This is a genomic window from Actinobacillus minor NM305 (assembly GCF_000175195.1).
GTDB classification, from domain to species: Bacteria; Pseudomonadota; Gammaproteobacteria; order Enterobacterales; family Pasteurellaceae; genus Haemophilus_A; species Haemophilus_A minor.
Genome location: NZ_ACQL01000097.1, coordinates 32585 through 56348, shown reverse-complemented (window position 1 = coordinate 56348; position 23764 = coordinate 32585). Strand labels below are relative to the sequence as shown.

General features: G+C 39.2%; 16 protein-coding genes. 14 read left to right on the top strand and 2 right to left on the bottom strand.

What is annotated here, in order from left to right; all coding sequences use genetic code 11:
• The first annotated feature begins 103 nt into the window (after nt 1–103).
• From AM305_RS06145 to AM305_RS06135, 3 genes are read left to right on the top strand one after another with little or no spacing between them, the layout of a single operon-like run.
• A complete protein-coding gene (locus AM305_RS06145; RefSeq protein WP_005824145.1) occupies nt 104–865 on the top strand; it encodes a metal ABC transporter ATP-binding protein in 762 nt (253 codons plus the stop codon).
• A 3-nt stretch (nt 866–868) separates the two neighbouring features.
• Nucleotides 869–1741 (top strand): metal ABC transporter permease, encoded by an 873-nt coding sequence (locus AM305_RS06140; protein WP_005824143.1) that lies wholly within the window; start codon nt 869–871, stop codon nt 1739–1741.
• Nucleotides 1741–2571 (top strand): metal ABC transporter permease, encoded by an 831-nt coding sequence (locus tag AM305_RS06135; RefSeq protein WP_005824141.1) that lies wholly within the window; start codon nt 1741–1743, stop codon nt 2569–2571. The genes AM305_RS06140 and AM305_RS06135 overlap by 1 nt, the downstream gene beginning before the upstream one ends.
• A gap of 29 nt (nt 2572–2600) precedes the next feature.
• Here the strand turns inward: AM305_RS06135 and glnS are convergent, their stop codons facing one another.
• Entirely contained in the window at nt 2601–4268 is a 1668-nt protein-coding gene (glnS, locus tag AM305_RS06130) for a glutamine--tRNA ligase (RefSeq protein WP_005824139.1), read from the bottom strand.
• Between the two features lie 362 nt (nt 4269–4630).
• Between glnS and rimP the strand changes: the two genes are divergently transcribed.
• From rimP to AM305_RS06090, 8 genes are all read left to right on the top strand, one after another.
• The gene (rimP, locus tag AM305_RS06125) at nt 4631–5092 is read left to right on the top strand and encodes a ribosome maturation factor RimP (protein ID WP_005818806.1); all 462 of its coding nucleotides are present in this window, start codon (nt 4631–4633) and stop codon (nt 5090–5092) included.
• Nucleotides 5093–5126: 34 nt separating this feature from the next.
• Complete coding sequence (nusA, locus tag AM305_RS06120) at nt 5127–6623, top strand: transcription termination factor NusA (RefSeq protein ID WP_005824137.1); 1497 nt, start codon at nt 5127–5129, stop codon at nt 6621–6623.
• Between the two features lie 14 nt (nt 6624–6637).
• Nucleotides 6638–9208, top strand: coding sequence for a translation initiation factor IF-2 (infB, locus tag AM305_RS06115; RefSeq protein ID WP_005824135.1), 2571 nt, complete (start codon nt 6638–6640; stop codon nt 9206–9208).
• Between the two features lie 227 nt (nt 9209–9435).
• A complete protein-coding gene (locus tag AM305_RS06110) occupies nt 9436–11958 on the top strand; it encodes a type I restriction-modification system subunit M (RefSeq protein ID WP_005824133.1) in 2523 nt (840 codons plus the stop codon).
• Nucleotides 11931–13148 (top strand): restriction endonuclease subunit S, encoded by a 1218-nt coding sequence (locus tag AM305_RS06105; RefSeq protein WP_237698378.1) that lies wholly within the window; start codon nt 11931–11933, stop codon nt 13146–13148. The genes AM305_RS06110 and AM305_RS06105 overlap by 28 nt, the downstream gene beginning before the upstream one ends.
• A gap of 182 nt (nt 13149–13330) precedes the next feature.
• Nucleotides 13331–14536, top strand: coding sequence for a restriction endonuclease subunit S (locus AM305_RS06100; RefSeq protein ID WP_337442885.1), 1206 nt, complete (start codon nt 13331–13333; stop codon nt 14534–14536).
• 74 nt (nt 14537–14610) lie between these two features.
• Complete coding sequence (locus AM305_RS06095; RefSeq protein ID WP_005824127.1) at nt 14611–14853, top strand: type II toxin-antitoxin system RelB/DinJ family antitoxin; 243 nt, start codon at nt 14611–14613, stop codon at nt 14851–14853.
• Between the two features lie 103 nt (nt 14854–14956).
• Complete coding sequence (locus AM305_RS06090; protein WP_005824125.1) at nt 14957–17983, top strand: type I restriction endonuclease subunit R, EcoR124 family; 3027 nt, start codon at nt 14957–14959, stop codon at nt 17981–17983.
• Between the two features lie 230 nt (nt 17984–18213).
• On the opposite strand, the gene AM305_RS06085 is transcribed toward AM305_RS06090, so the two are convergent.
• Entirely contained in the window at nt 18214–19143 is a 930-nt protein-coding gene (locus tag AM305_RS06085) for a site-specific integrase (protein WP_005824123.1), read from the bottom strand.
• Between the two features lie 108 nt (nt 19144–19251).
• Here AM305_RS06085 and AM305_RS06080 point away from each other — a divergent pair, with 108 nt between their 5' ends.
• The 3 genes from AM305_RS06080 (at nt 19252) to AM305_RS06070 (ending at nt 23710) form a co-directional block, all read left to right on the top strand.
• On the top strand, nt 19252–19587 hold the full coding sequence (locus AM305_RS06080; RefSeq protein ID WP_005824120.1) for a hypothetical protein: 336 nt from the start codon (nt 19252–19254) through the stop codon (nt 19585–19587).
• Between the two features lie 31 nt (nt 19588–19618).
• Nucleotides 19619–20098, top strand: a complete 480-nt coding sequence (locus tag AM305_RS12960; RefSeq protein WP_005824119.1) for an acyltransferase — start codon at nt 19619–19621, stop codon at nt 20096–20098.
• A gap of 129 nt (nt 20099–20227) precedes the next feature.
• Entirely contained in the window at nt 20228–23710 is a 3483-nt protein-coding gene (locus AM305_RS06070) for an autotransporter domain-containing protein (RefSeq protein WP_005824117.1), read from the top strand.
• Nucleotides 23711–23764: the final 54 nt, after the last annotated feature.

Genomic DNA, 23764 nt, shown 5'->3' with positions numbered 1-23764 from the left:
AAAAGGTAGGGGCGGACCGATGTGTCCGCCCATAAATACCGCAGAATTTGGGAGAACAGCTTTGGTTCGCCCTAGATTTACAAAATAGGATTACCTAACAAATATGAACATTCCCCTGAGTTCTCTTTCTGTTTCTGATGTCACCGTTCGTTATAGCAACGGACACACGGCAATTCACGATGTTACTTTTCGCCTTGACGGTGGCACAATCTGTGCATTACTTGGGGTGAACGGCAGTGGCAAATCAACCTTATTTAAAAGCATTATGGGCTTAGTTCAGCCAAAAGGAAAGATTGAACTATGCGGACTGCCTGTCAATCAAGCCTTAAAACGCAATCTTGTTGCTTATGTGCCACAAAGTGAAGAAGTGGACTGGCAATTTCCTGTATCGGTTTATGATGTAGTAATGATGGGGCGTTATGGCTATATGAATTTTCTGCGTATCCCTTCTGCGGTGGATAAGCAAAAAGTTGCCGAAGCAATGGATCGGGTCAATATTGCTCACCTTGCTGATCGTCAAATCGGCGAGCTTTCTGGAGGGCAGAAAAAACGCGTGTTTTTGGCACGTTCGCTTGCTCAAGAGAGCAAAATTATCTTACTTGACGAACCTTTCACTGGCGTGGACGTAAATACCGAAAATGCGATAATCGATCTGCTCAAACAGCTTCGGGACAGCGGTCACTTAATCCTAGTTTCTACCCATAATTTAGCCGCCGTACCAAGTTTTTGCGATCAAGCGGTAATGATTAATCGCACGGTGTTAGCAACAGGAACGATCGAAACAACATTCACCCCTGAAAATCTTGAGCGAGTATTCGGTGGTGTCTTGCGTTATCAGCAGTTACTCGGAGAACATAAGGAATAATCAATGCTTGAGTTACTGCTAGAACCTTTTTCCTACGATTATATGTTTAAAGCGATTGTGGTAAGCGGTGCAATCGGGGCGGTCTGTGCTTTTTTATCTGCCTATTTAATGCTCAAAGGCTGGTCGCTGATTGGTGATGCCTTATCGCACGCCGTTGTTCCTGGTGTAGCACTGGCTTATGCCCTGTCCTTGCCTTATGCTGTTGGGGCTTTCTTTTCGGGATTTCTTGCCACTATTGCTATCTTAGCGGTTAAATCCGTCACAAAATTACGAGAAGATGCGGTAATTGGCTTTATTTTTACCACCTTTTTTGCCTTAGGTTTATTGATTATTTCAATCAATCCAACCTCCGTTAATGTGCAATCCATCATTCTCGGCAATATCTTAGGTATTGCCGATGAAGATATGCTACAAGTGGTGATTATTTTAGCGGTATCACTCTTTTTTCTAGTGATTTACTGGAAAGATTTATTACTCGTCTTTTTTGATGAAATTCAAGCCAAAGCCGTAGGCATTTCGCCGATGCGACTTAAAGTACTGTTTTTTAGCCTACTCAGCGCTTGTATCGTTGCTGCATTACAAAGTGTCGGTGCAATTTTAGTGATCGCAATGGTTGTTACACCAGGGGCAACGGCGTATTTATTAACGGATAAATTCGGCAAATTATTGATTATCGCAATTTCACTTGGCGGTTTTAGTGGATTTTTCGGGGCTTATCTAAGCTATTTTGCTGATGGTGCGACAGGTGGATTTATTGTCACGCTACAAACCCTACTGTTTTTATTAGCGTTCTTCTTCGCCCCTAAATATGGTTTAGTTTCACGCAAATTTGCAAAAAATCCAGTCAAACCGACCGCTTGTCAAGGGGGAGAATAATGGACGCGCTCTATCAATGGTTTGCTGAACCGCTTGCTTTTCCTTTTATACAACAAGCTTTGCTCATTGGTGTTGTGGTTGCCCTCATCTGTGCCGTGTTGTCCTGCTATTTGGTACTAAAAGGTTGGGCGCTAATGGGTGATGCAATCTCACACGCCGTATTACCAGGGATTGTGATTGCCTATCTGCTTGCCATTCCATTAGCCATCGGGGCTTTTGTTTCGGGTATTTTTTGTGCCGTTGCCGTGGGCTATCTCAAAGAAAATAGTCGCATTAAAGAAGATACGGTAATGGGGATCGTCTTTTCGGGAATGTTTGCGTTAGGCTTAGTGATGTTTGCCAAAGTTGAAACCGATCAACATTTAATGCACATCTTATTTGGTGACCTACTTGGGATTACCAACAGTGAATTTTACCAAACCCTAGCGATCTCTCTTGTGGTGTTATTAGTTATCTTAGTGAAACGCCGAGATTTCCTACTTTACTGCTTCGATGCCAGCCACGCTCGCACCGTTGGCTTTAATATCAAAGTGTTACATTACAGCTTACTGGTTTTATTGGCATTAGTAATTATTAGTGCAATGCAAGTAGTCGGCGTGATTTTAGTGGTCGCAATGTTGATTACCCCAGGGATCACAGGCTACATACTTGCCAAACGCTTTGACCGAATGTTGCTGATCGCCATCTTTACTGCGGTAAATAGTGCTTTCTGGGGCGTGTTTTTAAGTTTCCATTTTGATGTCGCCACAGGGCCTTGTATTGTGTTGTTGCAAGCGGTAGGGTTTTTGATTTCACTTACAATAAGTCGATTTTCAGTATTACATAGATAAAAAAATCCCCCTCAACGGGGGATTTATTATTAGAACGCAACGCTTTCTTTTAGGCTAACTGTCAAGTTAAAGACAAGATGATCTGCACTACCATCTTTACTATCTAAACAGTAATAACCCTCACGTTCAAATTGATAGCCTTGTTCTGCTTTTGCATTCGCTAAACTTGGCTCAACGAAGCCGTGTTTAATGACTAAAGATTGCGGATTTACCACAGAGCAGATGTCTTCTTCAGCCCCTGGATTTGCTACGGTAAACAAGCGGTCGTAAATACGGAACTCCGCAGGTTTATTATGTACCGCAGATACCCAGTGAATTACGCCTTTCACTTTACGCCCGTCCGCAGGGTTTTTACCTAAAGTTTCAGGATCGTAGGTGCAATAAATTGTAGTGATCTTACCGCTTGCATCTTTTTCTACACGTTCCGCTTTAATCACATAGGCATTACGCAAACGTACTTCTTTGCCTAATACAAGGCGTTTGTACTGTTTGTTTGCTTCTTCACGGAAGTCTGCTTCATCAATGTAAAGTTCACGGGTAAACGGCAATTCACGGCTACCAAGCTCTTCACGGTTTGGGTGATTTGGTGCGGTTAGCCACTCTTCGCCTTCAAAGTTTTCAATCACAACTTTAACTGGGTTAATCACAGCCATTGCACGCGGTGCGTTGGTATTTAAGTCATCACGAATACAAGACTCCAACGCGCTGTATTCCACCACGTTATCTTGTTTTGTTACACCAATACGACGGCAAAATTCACGGATAGAAGCAGGGGTATAACCACGACGACGTAAGCCCGAAATTGTCGGCATACGAGGGTCGTTCCAACCATCAACAATACCGTCGTTCACCAATTTCAACAACTTACGTTTAGAGGTTAATGTACCTTCTAAGTTTAAACGTGAAAATTCATACTGATGCGGTAATGGACGTTCAATCGAAATATTTTCTAACACCCAGTCATATAAACGACGGTTGTCTTGGAACTCCAATGTACAAATTGAGTGAGTAATACGTTCAATGGCATCTGAAATACAGTGAGTAAAATCGTACATCGGGTAAATGCACCATTTATCGCCTGTTTGGTGGTGGCTCGCAAATTTGATACGGTATAACACAGGATCACGCATTACGATAAATGGTGAAGCCATATCAATTTTTGCACGCAAGCTCATTTTCCCTTCTTCGATTTCGCCATTTTTCATTTTTTCGAATAACGCTAAGTTTTCTTCAATCGGACGATCACGATAAGGGCTGTTCTTACCCGGTTCAGTTAATGTACCACGATATTCACGCATCTCTTCTGGAGAAAGCTCATCAACATAGGCTAAGCCTTTGTTAATTAATTCAATGGCATAGCCGTAAAGTTGATCGAAATAATCAGAGGCATAACGTGGTTCGCCTTCCCATTCAAAGCCTAACCATTTTACATCTTCTTTGATTGAATCAACGTATTCCACGTCTTCTTTAACTGGGTTAGTATCGTCAAAGCGTAAGTTACATAAGCCTTTGTAATCTTCTGCAATCCCGAAGTTTAAGCAGATAGATTTGGCGTGACCGATATGTAAATAGCCATTTGGCTCAGGTGGGAAACGAGTATAGACGTTATTATGTTTACCTGATGCTAAATCTTCATCAATAATGTGGGTAATAAAGTTGGCACGTACATCTTCGTGCGTTAGAATCTCTTCGCTCATAATTATCTCTTATAGAATTAAATAAAATATCCCGATATTCTACACTGTATTTACAGTGAATTAAAGGAACTCATCAAAGCGGTTGAAAAAGAAAATAATTTTACAAAAACATTTGACTTTATTTTCTTTTCCTCTATAATGGTCGTTGGTTCAAATCCGGCCCCCGCAACCAGTTTTGTAGGCTCACATTCCTGATTAGGTCTGTGAGCTTTGTTTTATGTGATTTATCTTGAAAATTGCAAAATAAAGCATAAAACAAACCGCTTTCACGTTTTTCAAAAATGTTTAAAAGCGGCTGGTACAATATATTTCGTATCATAAAGAGCTGGTAAGGCTCTTTTTTTATATCTGGAGAAAATGCTTTGGCAACCTTAGAGCAAAAATTAACAGAATTAACGCAAGATACCATTGAAGCAATGGGCTGTGAGTTAGTGGGTATTGAATGTCAGCGTGCAGGTCGTTTTTTAACTGTACGTTTATATATTGATAAGGAAGGCGGTGTAACTATTGATGATTGTAGTGATGTTAGCCGTCAAGTAAGTGCAATTTTAGACGTAGAAGATCCGATTGCAGATAAATACAATCTTGAAGTTTCTTCACCTGGGTTAGATCGTCCATTATTTACGTTAGCGCATTATGAACGTTTTGTAGGGCGTGAAATTACCATTCATTTACGTATTCCGATGTTCGATCGCCGTAAATGGCAGGGGAAATTGGAAAAAGTTGATGGCGATTTAATTACTCTGATTGTGGATAATGAAGAACGTCAATTTGCTTTCGGCAACATTCAAAAGGCAAATTTAGTGCCAGTGTTTAATTTTTAACTTAATCAAATCTATTCTTTAGAGAGAAATTCCAATGAGTAAAGAAATTCTTTTTGCCGCAGAAGCGGTTTCAAATGAAAAACAATTACCAAAAGAAGCGATTTTTGAAGCTTTAGAAACAGCTTTAACAATTGCAACCAAAAAAAGTAGCGATTTAGATATTGATGTTCGTGTTTCGGTTGATCGTAAAACAGGTAACTTCCAAACCTTCCGCCGCTGGTTGGTGGTAGAAGAAGTGCATAATATGACCCGTGAAATTAGCTTAGAAGCAGCACAATTTGAAGATCCTAATATTCAATTAGGCGATATTGTTGAAGATGAAGTTGAATCTATCGAATTTGGTCGTGTTGCGATCCAAACTTTTGGACAAGTCGTTAAAACGAAAATCCGTGAAGCTGAAAAAGGTAAAATTATTGATGAATTCCGTTCTGATGAAGGAAAAATTATTAGTGCTACGGTTAAGAAAGTAACACGTGATAACATTTTCCTTGAGTTACAAGGTAAAACAGAAGACATCAAAGGCGAAGCTGTGATTGTTCGTGAAGATATGCTTCCTCGTGAAAACTTCCGTCCGGGTGACCGTGTTCGTGGCGTTTTATATGCGATCAAACCTGAATCAAAAGGACCACAAATTTTCTTAACACGTGCTAAGCCGGTAATGCTTACGGAGTTATTTAAATTAGAAGTGCCTGAAATTGGCGAACAAACGATCGAAATTAAAGGTGCAGCTCGTGATCCGGGTTCTCGTGCAAAAATTGCGGTAAAGAGCAATGATAAACGTATTGATCCAGTAGGTGCTTGCGTAGGTATGCGTGGTGCACGTGTTCAAGCAATCAGCAACGAATTAGGTGGCGAGCGTGTTGATATCGTGTTATGGGATGATAACCCTGCGCAATTTGTGATTAATGCAATGGCACCGGCAGATGTAAGCTCAATTATCATCAACGATGAAACTCACTCAATGGATATCGCTGTTGAAGCGAAAAATCTAGCACAAGCAATCGGTCGTAATGGACAAAACGTTCGTTTAGCAACGCAATTAACAGGTTGGACATTAAATGTGATGACCGTTGAAGAGTTAGAGAAGAAAAATCAAGAAGAAGACGGTAAAGTTATCAATTTATTAACATCAGCGTTAGAAATTGATGAAGAATTTGCACAAGTGTTAATTGAAGAAGGTTTTACCTCTTTAGAAGCGATTGCTTATGTACCAGTGGATGCTTTAACCGCAATTGATGGTCTAGAAGATGAAGATCTTGTTGAAGAACTCCAGGCTCGTGCAAAAAATGCAATCACAAAACAAGCATTAGCGGAAGAAGAAGCTCTAAAACAAGCGCATATTGATGAGAAATTATTAAATCTTGAAGGTATGGAACGCCATATTGCCTTTAGATTGGCAGAAAAAGGCATTACTACACTTGAAGATCTTGCTGAACAAGGTACTGACGAATTAGCGGATATTGAAGAATTATCTGCTGAAGCAGCCGGTGAATTAATTATGGCTGCTCGTCAAATTTGTTGGTTTAGCTAAGAGAGGAATTTGTAATGACAGAACAAACAGAGAAAAAAACGCTTTCATTAGGCGGAGCACGTAAAACTAACAAAGTAAGTGCGACAACAACAGCGGGTAAAACAAAAGCGGTTGAAGTAAAAGAGAAAAAAGTAAAAATTGATGCGAAAGCGTTAAAAGAAAAAGCAGAAGCGGAAGCAAAATTAGCCGCGGAACAAGCTGCTAAAGAAAAAGCAGAAAAAGAAGCCGCGGAACGTGCAGCGAAAGAGGCTGCAGAGAAAGCAGCTCAAGAAGCAAAAGCTAAAGAAGAAGCAGCAAAAAAAGAAGCTGAAAAACAAGAAGCGGCTAAAAAGGCTGTACATAGCGTACCGGTTATGCCAAACAGCAAACCAAAAGCGGTAGCGCCAAAAGCAGAACAGCCAAAACAAGAGAAAGCGATTGATCCTGAAAAAGAAGCGAAGAAAAAAGAAGAAGCAGAACTTCGCCGTAAACAAGAAGAACTTGCACGTCAAAAAGCAGAAATGGATGCAAAACGTGCCGCAGAAAATGCTCGCCGTTTAGCTGAAATTGAACGTGAAGAGGCTATGGACAACGGTAATGATGATTATGAAGATGATCGCTTTACCTCTAGCTATGCACGTGATGCAGATCGCGATAATGATCGCCGTAGCGAAGGTAATCGTGGTCGTAATGGTAAGACGGGTGTAGCAAAAGCGAAAAAAGGTCGTGAAGACGATAAAAATGAACGTAATGCTGATCGCCGTAACCAGAAAGACCAAAAAGGTAAAGGTAAAAACGGTAAAAAAGGTGCTGCTTTACAGCAAGCCTTTACTAAACCGGCTCAAGTGGTTAAAGCGGATGTTGTTCTTGGCGAAACCATTACCGTTGCAGAACTTGCGAATAAAATGGCAGTAAAAGCAACAGAAATCATTAAAACCATGATGAAAATGGGGGAAATGGTAACAATCAACCAAGTTATCGACCAAGAAACTGCTCAACTTGTTGCTGAAGAGATGGGACATAAAGTCATTATTCGTAAAGAAAATGAACTTGAAGAGGCTATTTTAGAAGACCGTGATTTACACGCTGAACAAGTTACTCGTGCGCCAGTTGTTACCATTATGGGACACGTTGACCATGGTAAAACCTCATTATTAGACTACATTCGTAAAGCGAAAGTAGCAGCAGGTGAGGCGGGTGGTATTACTCAGCACATCGGTGCATATCACGTTGAAACCGATGACGGTAAGATGATTACCTTCTTAGATACACCGGGACACGCGGCATTTACCTCAATGCGTGCGCGTGGTGCGAAAGCAACGGATATCGTTGTTCTCGTAGTGGCGGCAGACGATGGCGTAATGCCACAAACCATTGAAGCAATCCAACACGCGAAAGCAGCTGGTGCGCCGATTGTGGTTGCGGTAAACAAAATTGATAAACCGGAAGCAAACCCAGATCGTGTCGAGCAAGAGTTACTTCAACACGAAGTAATTTCTGAGAAATTCGGTGGTGATGTTCAGTTTGTACCTGTATCAGCGAAAAAAGGCTTGGGTATTGATGAATTACTTGAAGCGATTTTACTTCAATCAGAAGTGTTAGAGCTTACTGCAGTGAAAGAAGGTATGGCAAGCGGTGTTGTTATCGAATCTTACCTTGATAAAGGTCGTGGTCCGGTTGCAACCATTCTTGTTCAATCAGGCACATTGAACAAAGGCGACATCGTACTTTGTGGTTTCGAGTATGGTCGTGTTCGTGCAATGCGCGATGAAAATGGTAAAGACATTGAATCAGCAGGCCCATCAATTCCTGTGGAAGTATTAGGTCTTTCAGGCGTACCAGCCGCAGGTGATGAAGCAACTGTTGTACGTGATGAGAAAAAAGCACGTGAAGTAGCGTTATATCGTCAAGGTAAATTCCGTGAAGTGAAACTTGCTCGTCAGCAAAAAGCGAAACTGGAAAATATGTTCAGCAATATGACCGCAGGTGATGTGGCAGAGCTTAACGTTATCGTTAAAGCAGACGTACAAGGTTCGGTTGAAGCGATTTGCCAAGCATTAGCAGAGCTTTCAACAGATGAAGTAAAAGTGAAAGTAGTCGGTTCTGGTGTAGGTGGTATTACTGAAACCGATGCAACTTTAGCCGCCGCATCCAATGCCATTATTGTGGGCTTCAATGTTCGTGCCGATGCATCAGCACGTCGTATAATCGAAACGGAAAACATTGATTTACGTTATTATTCAATCATTTATGAATTATTAAACGAAATCAAAGCAGCAATGAGCGGTATGTTACAACCTGAATTCAAGCAAGAAATCATCGGCTTGGCAGAAGTTCGTGATGTCTTCCGCCATCCGAAATTTGGTGCAATCGCAGGTTGTATGGTAACCGAAGGTGTTGTAAAACGTAACAACCCAATCCGTGTGTTGCGTGACAACGTGGTGATTTTTGAGGGCGAGTTAGAATCTCTCCGCCGTTTCAAAGACGACGTTTCAGAAGTACGTAACGGTATGGAATGTGGTATTGGCGTGAAAAACTACAACGATGTGAAAGTCGGCGACCAAATCGAGGTATTCGAGGTGGTTGAGATTAAACGTTCGATTTAATCTATTGATATTAGGGCAAATGTCATTTGCCCCTACAAATTTAACGGCATAATGGTTTCTCGTTATGCCGTTATTTTTTTTATTCTTCGAATAAAAATTGGGTTTTATAACCAATCCCAATAATATATTGGGATTTTTTACACCTAATATCCACTTTCGCTGTAGTCGAGCGATAGTTTCTTTTGATACACTAACGCCTAAATCCACTTGACAAATTAGGCGATATAATGAACAAACAACAACTTGCAGCAACACTTTGGGCGTCAGCAAATGATTTGCGTGGCAAAATGGACGCGTCAGAATATAAAAACTACATTCTCGGTTTTCTTTTCTATAAATTTCTCTCTGAACATCAAGAAAATTATTTAGTTCAAAATGAAGTGAGTTTTGAAGAGCTGGATAGCGATAGCATTGAAACCATTAAAGAAGATTTAGGTTATTTTATTGCTCAAGAGGATTTATATCGTACTTGGATTGTGAATATCAGCGAAAATAAATGGAAATTGTCGCACGTTACAGACGCAATCAATCATTTTAATGAAAATCTCTACGACAGCCAAAAAGATGATTTTGAAGGCGTATTTTCTGATCTCAATTTAACCTCTGAAAAATTAGGGAAAAATTTGAGCGACAAAGAAAGTGCGGTTAAAAAATTAATTGAGCTTTTAAACGGGATTAAAATTACCGATAACTCTGAATATGATGTATTTGGTTATATCTATGAGTATTTGATTGCCCAATTTGCAATGGCATCAGGTAAAAAAGCAGGCGAGTTCTACACGCCTCACCAAGTTTCTCGCATTATGGCGGAAATTGTGGCAGATGAATTACGTCAAAAAGAACAATGTGCTGTTTACGATCCTACGGCCGGTTCTGGCTCGCTTTTATTGACCGTAAGCGAAGCGGTTAATCGCAATGAACATCGTGATAATATCCAGTTTTTCGGGCAAGAAGAAAACAACACTACCTACAACATTGCTCGAATGAACCTGTTAATGCGAGGTGTGAAACCAGCCAATATGATTTTGCGTAATGCCGACACACTAAAAAGCGACTGGCCTTATGGCGAAATCAATGGCGAAGATACCCCTCTTTTTGTGGATTGTGTGGTCGCAAATCCGCCATACTCTGCAAAATGGGATACTGAACGAGCGGATAAAGATGTTCGTTTTAAAGAATACGGCACAGCCCCAGCCACTAAAGCAGATTATGCTTTCTTACTTCATTCACTCTATCACTTAAAATCTGATGGCATTATGGCGATTGTATTACCGCACGGCGTACTTTTCCGTGGTAATGAAGAAGAAAAAATCCGTACAAAATTATTACAACGCCGTCAAATTGATGCCATTATTGGCTTGCCAGCGGGTATTTTTACTAACACAGGTATTCCAACAATCGTAATGATTTTACGCAAACAGCCAAAACATAATAACGTGCTGTTTATTGATGCCTCTCAAGGGTTCAGAAAAGAGAAGAACAGCAATGTATTGCGTGAGCGAGATATTAAGAAAATCCTTGATGTTTATCGAAAACGTGAGGTACGAGCTGGTTTTAGTCATTTAGCAGATCTCACTGAAATTGAAAGTAATCAGTTTAATTTAAACATTCCACGCTACATTACCCCAGTATCAAAAAACGAAAGTCAAAATATTGATGCTCATCTTAATGGCGGTATTCCCGATGAAGATATTGATCAATTTAGTGACTTCTGGCAGGCATTCCCTACCTTAAGAAAAACCTTATTTAGCCCATTACGCACAGGCTTTTCAACCTTAAACATTAAGGCAGAAGAGATTTTTAATACCATTGAGCAAGATAGTGATTATCAAGCCTTTATTGCAAAAACGCATCGAGGCATTGAGCAATGGAAACAGAACGTTGTAGCACAACTGCTAGGCGAAAATCCTGTTGCAAGCGGTGAAATTTTACCGATTTTTGACAAATTGGAAAACGCACTTTTCCAACAATTTGAAACATCTAGCTTTACTGACCCTTACGAAGCCTATCAACTTTTTGTCGATAATTGGGATACACAAATCAACAACGATTTAACCGCTTTTGCTGAAAACGGCTTTGAATATGCCCGCACTTTAGTACCAAATCTTGTTACCAAAGGTAAAGAAGAGGTAGAAGACGGCAAAACAGGCGCTATTTTCTCTAAAGCATTGATTGCTGATTATTTCTTCGCAACAGAAAAAAATGCCTTAGATGAAATAAAACAGCAAATTAGCAATGATGAAGAAACCTTAACAGAACATCAAACGGAATTAACCGGCGGTATTGAAAACGAAGATGATATTGCGCAACTTGAAAATATCGTGAAAACGGCAAAAAGCAATGCACAAAAAGCGATTTCTGCTCTAAAAGATTGGGCGGAACAATCGGCTTTAGAATGGACTGAAAGCGAATTATCGGAAAAATTTGACCGCTTGCAACAAATTCAAGCCCTTTCACAAGGTGTGAAACAAGCCAAAGAGCAACTTAAACGAGAAGAGCCACGTTTTGATGAAAAAGTGGAAGCCCAATTTGTACAATTAACGTTGCAAGATATTCGCCAGTTATTAGAACAAAAATGGCTAAATGCGCTGATTGTCGAGCTGGAAAATATTGCCCATTCCTATTCAAGAAATGTAGCAAATCAGATTAAAGCCTTAGATGAACGTTACAAAGAAACTTTGGACGAAATTCAAGCACAACGCAAACAAGCGGAAGAGGCTTTTTGGGCAATGGCGAAATTGTTGGGGTAAACACGATGAAAGAGCAAAAAAAATGTGTACCAGAAATCCGCTTTGCAGGGTTCACTGATGATTGGGAACAGCGAAAGTTGGGGGAGATAGCTGAAATTGTTATGGGACAATCTCCAAATTCAGGAAATTATACTAATAATCCGAAAGATCATATCCTTGTACAAGGAAATGCTGATATAAAAAACGGGAAAGTTTTTCCAAGAATATGGACTACACAAATAACTAAAATTGGAAAGAAAAATGATCTGATTATGAGTGTTAGAGCTCCTGTTGGCGATATGGCTAAAACTGATTATGATGTCGTTCTAGGACGGGGTGTTTGTGCAATCAAAGGAAATGAATTTATCTACCAAATTCTAAGTAAAATGAAAATTGATGGATATTGGAATGCTTTAAGTACTGGTTCAACATTTGATGCAATAAATTCTAACGATATTAAAAAGACTCTGATTTCTATCCCAAAAGAACAAAAAGAACAAACCGCCATCGGTAACTTCTTTAAACAGCTTGATGACACTATCGCTCTTCATCAAAGAGCGCTAGAAAAGTACCAAAAGTTAAAGATTTCATACCTTGAAAAAATGTTTCCAAAGGAAAATGAGCAATTCCCAGAGCTAAGATTTCCTAATTTTACGGACGCTTGGGAACAGCGAAAGTTGGGGGAAGTTGTTGATATTTTTGATGGTACTCACCAGACACCTAAATACACAGATAAAGGTGTAATGTTTCTAAGCGTTGAAGATATAAAAACATTATCTTCTAATAAATTTATTTCAGAAGTTGATTTTAAAAAGGAGTTTAAGAATTTTCCTAGAAAAGGTGATGTATTAATGACAAGAATTGGGGATGTAGGTACAGCCAATGTTGTTCTTTCAGATCATAAAGTTGCTTATTACGTTAGCTTGGCTTTATTAAAGCCAAAGGGAATACATTCATTTTTTCTCGCTACAGCAATATCATCATCTAGCGTTCAAAGCGATATATGGAAACGTACACTACATATTGCTTTTCCTAAGAAAATAAATAAAAGTGAGATTGAAAAAATTGATATTTTTCTTCCAAGCTCAGAAGAACAACAGAAAATTGGCAACTTCTTTAAACAGCTGGACGACACTATCGCTCTTCATCAACGAGAAGTTGAAAAATATAAAAAAATTAAACAAGCATACCTAGAAAAGATGTTTATTTAATATTTTTATGTAAAGCATATATCTCAAAAGCGGTTAAATTTCTCTCTTATTTTGCAAAAAATAAAACAAATTTAACCGCTCTTTTCTTTTTTAATTTAAAACAATTATTTTTCTAAAGCGAAAGTGCAGTTTTTAGGGATGTAGTCATTTTGTTATTTTTGTAAGTATATGATTTTACTTGAATAAAATTTATAAGATTAAAGCACAAGACTTACTTTTGGGAACAGCGAAAGTTGGGGGATGCAGCTGATGTGAGAGATGGTACTCATAGCTCACCAAATTACTATGAAACAGGATATCCTCTTGTTACATCTAAGAATCTAACAGAATATGGATTAGATTTATCAGATGTATCTTTTATTTCCCTTTGTGATTTTAATGAAATCAATAAACGTTCCAAAGTTGATGAGGGAGATATATTATTAGGGTTAATAGGGACAATTGGTAATCCTATTTTAGTTGATAAGAGCGGCTATGCTATAAAAAATGTTGGTTTAATAAAAGAGAAAGAGGAACTAAAGAATATATTTTTAGTACAGCTTTTGAAGAGCTCGACTTTTAACAATTATATTTTTCAGAAAAATACTGGGAACACTCAAAAGTTCCTTAGTTTAGATACTTTGAGAAATTTTAACTTTTTGTGTCCTAAAATAGAAGAACAAACCGCCATCGGTAACTTCTTTAAACAGCTTGATGAAACTATCGCTCTTCATCGGCGTAATTGCATTAAATTTCAGAATTTAAAAACAGCGTACTTAGAAAATATTTTTAGTACAAAATACATACAAATTCAAAATGAAAATAAAAACGCTTGGGAACAGCGAAAGTTGGGGGAGGTAGGCTATTGCCAATCAGGAATAGGTTTTCCTGAACGTGAACAAGGAAGAAAAAAAGGTATTCCATTCTATAAAGTGTCTGATATGACTTTGATAGGAAATGAGTTAATTATGGTTACTTCTAATAATTATGTATCAGAAGAACAGATCTTAAAGAATAGATGGAAAGTGATAAATAGCATTCCAGCAATTATATTTGCTAAAGTCGGAGCTGCATTATTATTAGATCGTAAGAGACTGGTTTTAAACTCTTTTCTTATTGATAATAATACAATGGCTTATATTTTAAATGAACAATGGGACTATTATTTCTGTAAAACTTTATTTGATACTATATATTTACCTCAATTATCTCAAGTTGGAGCATTACCATCTTTTAATGGCAAAGATGTAGAAAATTTAAATGTAATAATACCAAAGAGCAAAGAAGAACAAACCACCATCGGCAACTTCTTTAAACAGCTTGATGAAACTATCGCTCTTCATCAGAAAGAATTAGCAAAATATCAACAAATTAAAGCCGCTTGTTTAGAAAAAATGTTTGTGAAATAAGCTAATAGAAGAACTTGCAGTTATCTTGGACTTATTTATAATGTATTACGTTTTGCATTACAAAAGGGGGCTTTATGGCAACATTAAACGTGCGATTAGATGAAAATTTAAAACAGCAAACCTATGCTGTTCTAGAACAGCTTAACATTTCTCCTAGCGAAGCAATACGCCTTTACTTTCAATATATTAGCCAAAATCATTGCTTACCTATAAAACAAGCGGTTATTACAACTGAAGAAAATGAGTTACTTGAAACCGTTCGTTATCGTTTAGCTAATCCACAAAAAGGAATTAAGGTAACGTTCGATGAGTTATGAATTGGAATTTGATCCGAGAGCGTTAAAGGAATGGAAAAAGAGAACGGCTTGAAGCCTATAATAAAGCCAAAGAGAGACTATAAGAATTAAGGAAATCATTTTTATGCCAAAATCCACCTCAGAATTAGCCTTTGAACAGTCAGTTATCCGTTCCCTTGAAGATAATGGTTGGCGCTATCGCCCTGATTTAAGTCATACCACCGAAGAGACTTTGCTTGCTCATTGGCGTGATATTTTATATCAACGCAATATTGAGCGATTAAAAGACCAGCCATTAACTGATGACGAGTTTGAGCAAATTAAATCGCAAATTTTTGCGATAAATTCACCGCTTGAGGCAGCCCGTTTTCTTTCTACGGGGCAAGTAATGATTTCTCGGGTGTTAAATGGGGTTAAGAACGATATTATTTTGGAGTGCTTTTGGTCGCATGATGTGGCAGGCGGTAAAAATAGCTATGAAGTGGTTAATCAAATTACCCGTAAGAAAAATCGAGCGACAGGGCGAGATCACCGTTTTGATGTTACGCTACTGATTTCAGGTATTCCCGTTATTCATTTAGAGTTAAAGCGTGAAGGGGTAAGCTTATCTAATGCTTATTGGCAAATTCGGGATTATATGGCAAATGGGGATTTTGGTAATTTTTATTCTTTGGTGCAAATCTTTGGCATTTTAAATGGCGATGAGTCGCGTTATTTTGCCAGACCAACGGATCATCGTAGTTTTAACCCTACGTTTTGTTTTGGTTGGGCGGATTTCGATAATAAAAGAATTGATGAAAGTAGCCAATTCATTAAACACGCTTTAAGGGTGCCGATGGGGCATAAATTGATGTCGCTTTATACCATTGCCGATAAGCCAAAAGGCGTATTAAAGGTGTTGCGTTCTTACCAAATTTATGCAGTAGAGCAGATTTTATCCCGTTTGCAGAAATGTCAATTTAACGGTTCAGAGCAGGATTTCTTAGGCGGTTATATTTGGCATACCACAGGCTCGGGCAAAACGATGACTTCGTTTAAAACAGCTCAACTTGCTAGCGAATTAAAGCAGGTGGATAAAGTAGTCTTTTTGGCAGATCGTAATGAATTAGTGAAACAGACTGTCAATGAATATAGCGGTTTTGTTGATGATGAAGACGATGTAACCGCCACGAAAAATTCACATAAATTATTGACCGCACTTTTAGATCCAAAACAGCGTTTAATCGTGACCAGTATTCAGAAAATGGATAACGTAGCGAAACTGGGTAAGCAACAAAAGCTAGCTAAAACTAACATTGTTTTTATTGTCGATGAGGCACACCGCTCGACATCGGGCGAAATGTTGATGCGTATTCGTCAGCATTATCCGACAGCGGTTTGGTTTGGGTTTACCGGCACACCGATTTTACTTGATGAACAAGCTAACACCAAAACCGCAGATTTATTCGGCAATCCTTTGCATATTTATTCTGTTGCAGACGGGATTTTAGATAAAAACGTGTTGGGGTTTGAAGTCCGTCAAAATTTCCCTATTCCGAAAAAGAAATTACGAAATGAGGTTGCTCTTTGGAAGGATGATAGCTATGGCGAAGTGTATCGTGATTGGCTTGATCCGAAAAAAGTGTCTGATTTAGAGATTGAGCAAGAGTTATCCAAATCTTTTTATGATAAACCAGAGTGGGTCGAGCAGGTTGCTAAACATATTTTAGAGACTTGGTTGCAAAATTCTTATAACCGTAAATTTTCGGCAATGTTAGCCGTCAATGATATTCGTTCGGCAAACTGTTATTTTAATGCTTTAAAACAAAATCATTTGGGGTTAAAAATTGCGGTGATTTACGATCCGAATGGCGATTATGACGAAGGCAGTTTTGAAGATACGACAGAATTAGAACAGGCGATTATTCATTATAATCAACAATTTGGCACGCATTTTGGCTTGGATACCGTGCCACAATATAAAGAAGATTTAATGAACCGTTTGGCTCGCCGTGAAGAATATAAAAAAATCACCACCGAAGAGCCTGAAAAACAATTAGATTTAGTGATTGTGGTGTGGCAGTTATTAACAGGTTTTGATGCCCCTTATGTGAATACCTTATATTTAGATAAAACCCTTGACTATGCGAATTTAATTCAGGCATTTTCTCGCACAAACCGTATTTTAAATAACGATAAACCGCAAGGGATTATCGAATATTTCCGTACGCCAATTCGAATGGAAAAAAATATTGAAACGGCGTTTAAACTCTATTCCAATAAAAAAGAGGCTGGGGCATTTTTCGTGCCAAGCAAAGAAGAAAACTTAGTCAAAATTAACCGCACTTTTGCCGATATTTGTCGCCTTTTCCCTGAAAAAACGGATTTAACAAGCGGTGAGATTTTGTCTGATTTTTCCAAATTACCGAAAGATGAAGAAGCACAAAAACAGTTTGCGAAGTTTTTCAATGAATTGGAAAAAACAATGATTGCGTTACGTCAGCAAGGTGTGAGTTGGGATAAAGTAGAAGAAGCACAAAAATTGGCTTTTAGTGAAGCCCAATATCACGAGTTGCAAGCACGCTATGCGGATTTGGATAAGGCAAACCGTGATCCGAGTGCGAAAAAACCGAAATTCGACATTGATCCGATGTTGGTTTCGGGCGATACGCTGGTGATTGATAAAACCTATTTAATGAAATTATTGAATGATTTAGCTCAAGCTCAAGCTACGGAACAAGCAGAGCAAGCTCAAGCCTTAGAAGCCCATATTTTGCCGCTTTTCAATCAATTAAGAGAAAACGACCGCTTGCACGCAGAGCGTATTTTAGCCGATGTGAAATCAGGTAAAATCAAGCAAGTCGATAATTTTGAGGTTTTATTAGATCAATATCGAGCCAATGCAGAACAATCTACGGTTAGCGATTTTATTGCTCTTTTCGGTTTAGATCGGACAAGTTTCCAGAAATTACAAGCACATCACGTTTTGGGTAAAGATGACTGGAAAGATTTTGGTTTGTTAGATAATTTGATCAAAACCGCAGATCAAACGTTGGTTACAGCACAATTTGTGCAAGAAAAACCAAACGACAATCCCAATCCGTTAAAATTGAAAGGTTATTTGCGAGAAAAGATTAAAACAGAAATTGAGCATATTATTTTGGCAAGATAAGGCGTTAAAATAGGCCGCAATGAAAATAGGGGCACCAAGCTGGGTGTCCCAGATTGCTGACAAAGTTCATCTTTGAGAAACTACCTAGCACGAGCCGTGCTAGGTTCGTTAAACCCAGCCCCGCTGGGGCTGAAAGGAAGAGCCGCAGAGCGGCTCAGATTAAGTAACCCTATACGGCTCGTATAGGGTTTGTCATCGCTCTAGGACACCACGCTGAGTGCCTCAAAATTTTAACAAAGCCCTGCCAAATGTCGCATTACGATGTCCGTGTCTTGATTTTCCAATTCTTGAATAATGTGTAAATAGGTGTGTTGCGTGGTTGTCATACTGGAATGACCTAATCGCCGTGCTACACTCGCAATAGATACGCCAGCAAAGAGCAATAATGATGCGTGTGTATGGCGTAACCCGTGAATAGAAATAGTGGAAACTTTAGCTTTTCGGCAAATTCTTGCCAACATACCGTTAATGGTTGAGTTATAGATTGCGGTATCGCAAGGGAAAATGGGTTTATCTGGTGGTAGGTCTTTGATCAGTTGAGAAAATTGAATAACCGTTTGCCAATCCAGCTGAATTTTACGAATAGAAGAGCGGTTTTTTGTTGGTGAAAATCCACCTTTTTCTTTGTAATTCCACGTTTTATTGACCTGCAAGGTTTGATGTGCAAAATCAAAATCTTCCGGCGTAATGGCAAGCGCCTCCGAAAATCGCATTCCTGTTTTGGCAACCAATAAAATAAACCAATCCCAATTGATTTTTTGCTCTAATTCAAGGCTGTTAAGCAAGGCTTGCAGTTCAAATTGGTTGAGATATTTGATCTTTTTGCTTTTTGGAGCTTTGCCTTTGATAATCGCCTTACGAGTGGGATCGGTGTCCAATAAACCTTCATCAACAGCGTCCAAAATCGCTCCTTTGAGTTGATGATGAAAATCCATTGTCGTCTGGCGTTCGTGGGTTTGAGCGTAATCATTGAGCAGTTTTTGATAAGTAATGCGGCTTAAATCGCCAACTCGCAATTTCGGTGCAAGGGTTTCAATCCAATGTAACGTAGAACGATACTTTTTCATTGTAACTAACCGAATTGCCCCTTCCTTATAGGTTGCGACCCAGTCGCTGAAATATTGAGAAAATAACTGCTGAGAAAGTGTTGATTTTTTCATAGTAAAGTCCTCTTATAAATTGATAATGCCAAATGGCAGGTTAAGTTTATAAGAGTTTCTTTTGCTCGTTGTTTATTATGTCGAACTGTGGTTAAATGCGCACTTTATTTGCTTTTACGTTTAAAAGCCGGTAATGAAGCGGAGCTTGCGTTCCCGGCCATTCCGGGGCGGGTTTTTAAAGCGGAAGTGATTGGCGTTTTACCTGCTATCGGCGAACACGAATTACAAGCAAACGGAACGCTTTATACCCGCCGTTTTATTGATAACGAAGCGATGCCATTAGTGGTGTTGAAATTAAAAGAGGATATGTCCGAATATCAACTGCCTTACGGCACAACCGCAGAAGTGGCAGTTTATACGGAACACGCCCATCATTTAGCGATGATGCGTAAGGTTTTGCTGCGTATGAATAGTTGGAAAAATTATTTATATTTAGATCATTAAGCCTGTCATTTAATTTGTAAGGACGGATAGAATGCAAGATAATACCCAACAATCGACAATTAGACACGGACAATATTGTCTATTTAAGATAAACCCAAATGCCGCACAGGTTAGTTATGGCGAGAATAGCGAATTAAGGGATTTTGTTACTATTTTAGTTTCAAATAATGCTAAGTTATTGATTGGCAATAATGTTTTTATTAACAGCTATTCCAGTATTAACTGCTTACAAGAAATTGAGATAGGCGATCATACTTTAATTGGCGAAGGGGTGAGAATGTACGATCACAACCATAAATATGACCAAGAGAAAATCGAAGGCAATATTTTCTATATGGCACCGATAAAAATTGGGAAACATTGCTGGATTGGTTCGAATGTGGTGATTTTGAAGGGGGTAACTATTGGCGATCATTGTGTGATTGGTGCGGGTTGCGTGGTGCATAAGGATATTCCTGCCGGTTCGGTGGTACTGAATAAGCAGGAATTGATTGTAAAAGAAATCAAGTGATCTGAATTGTAAAAACCGCTTTTAGGGCGGTTTTTTGCTATTTATTAGGGGCATTTGATGGTAAGATTGCCTGAGTTGCAAGCTTTAATTGAGCTTATATAACGTATTATTAGTATTAAAGGAGAAATTATGAAAAAAGCACCTAGATATTCAGAAGTTGCATTATTATCATTATTTGCGACCGCTTGTAGTGGGGGAGGGGGTTCTTCTCATCAGCAGCCTATGCCTGCAACGCCAAATAATGAAATTACGCCGAATGAAACGCTAGACACGACAGAAAAGGCAAATTCTGTAACAGAAATATTTAGTCAGACTGCTGCTGAATTAACCGAAAAAATAACCAATCCAACCTCTCAACTAGAAAATAACAATAATAAAGAAGAGTTTGTTTCAAGCTCGACAATGCCTGAAAATCCCAAATCGGAATCTTCCAGTCCGGAAATAGAAATTTCAAATCCATCAAATGAAGCAAAAGTTGAAGAAGAAAAACCTTCAACAACGCCGGTTGAAATTAGTGAAGTAATAGAAGAAGTTAAAACCGAACCTGAAATTTCAAATCCATCAAATGAAGCGAAAGTGGAGGAAGAAACCCAATCAACAACGCCGATTGAAATCAGTGAAGTAACAGAAGAGGTTAAAACCGATCCGGAAATTTCAAATCCATCAAATGAAGCGAAAGTGGAAGAAGAAAAACCTTCAACAACGCCGATTGAAATCAGCGAAGTAACGGAAGAAGTTAAAACCGAGCCGGAAATCTCAAATCCATCAAATGAAGTGAAAGTGGAGGAAGAAAAACCATCAATAACACCGATTGAAATTAGTGAAGTAACAGAAGAAGTTAAAACCGAACCTGAAATTGAAGTCGCACAAGAAAATAAACCGGTTATGGTAACCGAGCATATTGAGCCAATGGGAATGTATTTACCGAAAGATCCGACAAGGATTTTTGACGAAGCGGCGAAATTTACTCAAAACGGTATGATTGAAAAACTCTCTCCGCTAAATAATGTTGTTGTAAATGATGAAAATTTAACTCACAAAATAGGGGTGATCGACGTTGATTTCTCTGCGAGAAATGATACGGGCAAGGCGTTTCAATTTAGTAATGGTGAAAATAGATTATTGCTAAATTATGACTCGCCACGTCAAGCAAAAGGTAATAAACATTCTCACGGCACAATGGCAGCAGGTGTGATTGCACTCAAAAATGAGAAAGGCTATATCTATGGTTATACCGCTGATTCAAACAATATGGTGAGTGCCTCTAACCAATATTATGAAGCAGCTTATGCTCAAGGCGTGCGGATTTTCAACAACTCTTATGGTAATACACCGTGGGAAAGTCGTTTAAAAGAGAAAGGCGGTTGGCGTTATTTTGCACAAAACCCGATTTATGAAATGTTGGCGAAAATGGCTGCCCAAGATAGCATTTTTGTTTGGGCTGCCGGCAATGATGGGCAAAGTAAACATTCGGGGCAAAATAAATACGCAACGACGGAATCGCATATCCCAGTGTTGAATGATGACGCCCGCCGAGGCTGGATTACCGTGGCTGCAGTGGATTGGCGAGGGCAGAATTTAATGTCGTATTCTAGCCAAATCGGTGAGACGGCTAAAAATTGGGGGATTGCAACCCAAGGAGAGTGGTCGTTATTTGATAATAGCGTGAGTACCACCGGTACATCTTTTGCCGCACCGGTGGTAACCGCCGCCGTTGCCAATGTTTGGGATAAATTCCCGTGGATGAGCAATCATTTGGTCACGCAAACCATTTTATCGACCGCTAATAAATTAGGTTCAACAGAGGTAACCACTGATCCGAATGAGAAAGTCGGTTGGGGGGTATTAAATGAAGCTCGTGCATTAAAAGGCCCGGCAAGATTTGATAAACGCTTATTGGTTAAAAGCGATAATGGTTTTGTTACGGCAGATTTCGCTGCTCGTAATTATCAAGATCGCTCTCGTTTGACTTGGAGCAATGACATTGCCGGCGATGCAGGATTTAGAAAATTAGGTACGGGGACGCTCTATTTTAGCGGATATAATACTTATTCAGGGCAAACAGTTGTCGAAAACGGGACGTTGTCGCTCTCTAATGCTTTGATTAACTCTGCGGTTAGAATTGAAAAAAATGGGACATTGCGCACAGAAAACGATACGCAAGCGGTCAAAATCGGGCAATCTGTTGCAAATAACGGCTCTTTTGAAGTTTATGGCAAAGGGGTAAATATTGATGGTGATTACCAAGCAGATAAAGATGCCCGTACGGTGATTGATATAGATACCGCATTGCTTAATGTGAAAGGCAAAGCTGATCTGCAAAATTCTCGTATTTTGGCAGATGTGGTAAATATCAATGAAGTGCCGACTCAAAATGAAAAAACAAGAACTATCTTAAAAGCAGGATCTTTAATCAATTACGGCAATTTCTATACTGTTTCGGATCATATTGCCCCTTACATTTTGGTGAGCAAAGTTGAGCAGCAAGAAAATGAGGTAAAAGCAACCTATAAACGGAATAAGACGGCTAATGTATTAAGAAGTGTTGGCGCACTTTCTCGCAGTGCTGAGAATACCGGTGAAAATTTAGATAAGGTTTTTGATGAAGTGGCACAAACGCCAAATAGCAAGATTAAATCTGACACCCTTGCCATTCTGACCGCTGCGCCATTAACGGCAGCACAAACGGTCGAGTCGCTTGCGGCAGAAATTTATGCTTCAGCGCAAAATATGCTGCTAAATGAGAACCGAGTATTTAGCCAAAATATTGCGGATCGCGCATTCCAAAATTTTGCTTCGGAAAACAGCAATGTATATGGCGCAATTACTCATCAGACTTACCGCATTGCGCAAACCGGCTATAAAAATGCCAAAATTAGCGGCAATCAAACCTATTTGGGAGCGGATAAGCAGATTGGCGATTTATTGGTCGGGGCAGCACTTTATCATAGCCATCAAAAAGCTGATTTCGAACAAGCGACCGGCACGGCAAAACTTAATCAGCAAGGCGGAACACTGTATGCCGGCTATCAAAAAAATAGCGGTTACATACTTGCTCAGGCAGGAATGGCGCAAGCTAAGAATGAGGTGAAGCGCACAATTTTACTGCCGAATGAAACCCGCTCTTTGGCTACAGATGTGAAATCCCGTCTCTATTCTGTTTATACTGAATTAGGTTACCGCTTTGCGCTTCAGCCGTTAGAACTTAGCCCATTTATTGGCTATCAGTTGGATTCAATTTATCAAAAAGCCTTTGATGAACAGAAGAATTTCGGTGTTCAGGCAGATCGCACAAAATTCTCGCTTAACAGCTATTTAGCCGGTTTGCGTGCAACAATGAAATTAGGCGATTTAAGCCTAAATGCGCTACTTTCGCATCGCATTACGCCAAATGCTAAAGATGCCTTTAATTTTGACGCACGCTATATTGGTGCAGAAAGTAACATTCATTTGCAAGGTATTTCGCCGGCGAAAAATATCACCACAGCGAAGATTGGTTTAGGTTATAAAATCACAGAAAACTTTGATCTCTTTGGCGAATATGCGATTGCTTATCCGAGCAGCGGAGAAAAATGGCAAAATGTGAGCTTAGGTGCAAAATATCGGTTTTAACCGTTTTTGCAAAAAACTTTGTAAATATAACCGCTTGTTTCTTGTGAAATAAGC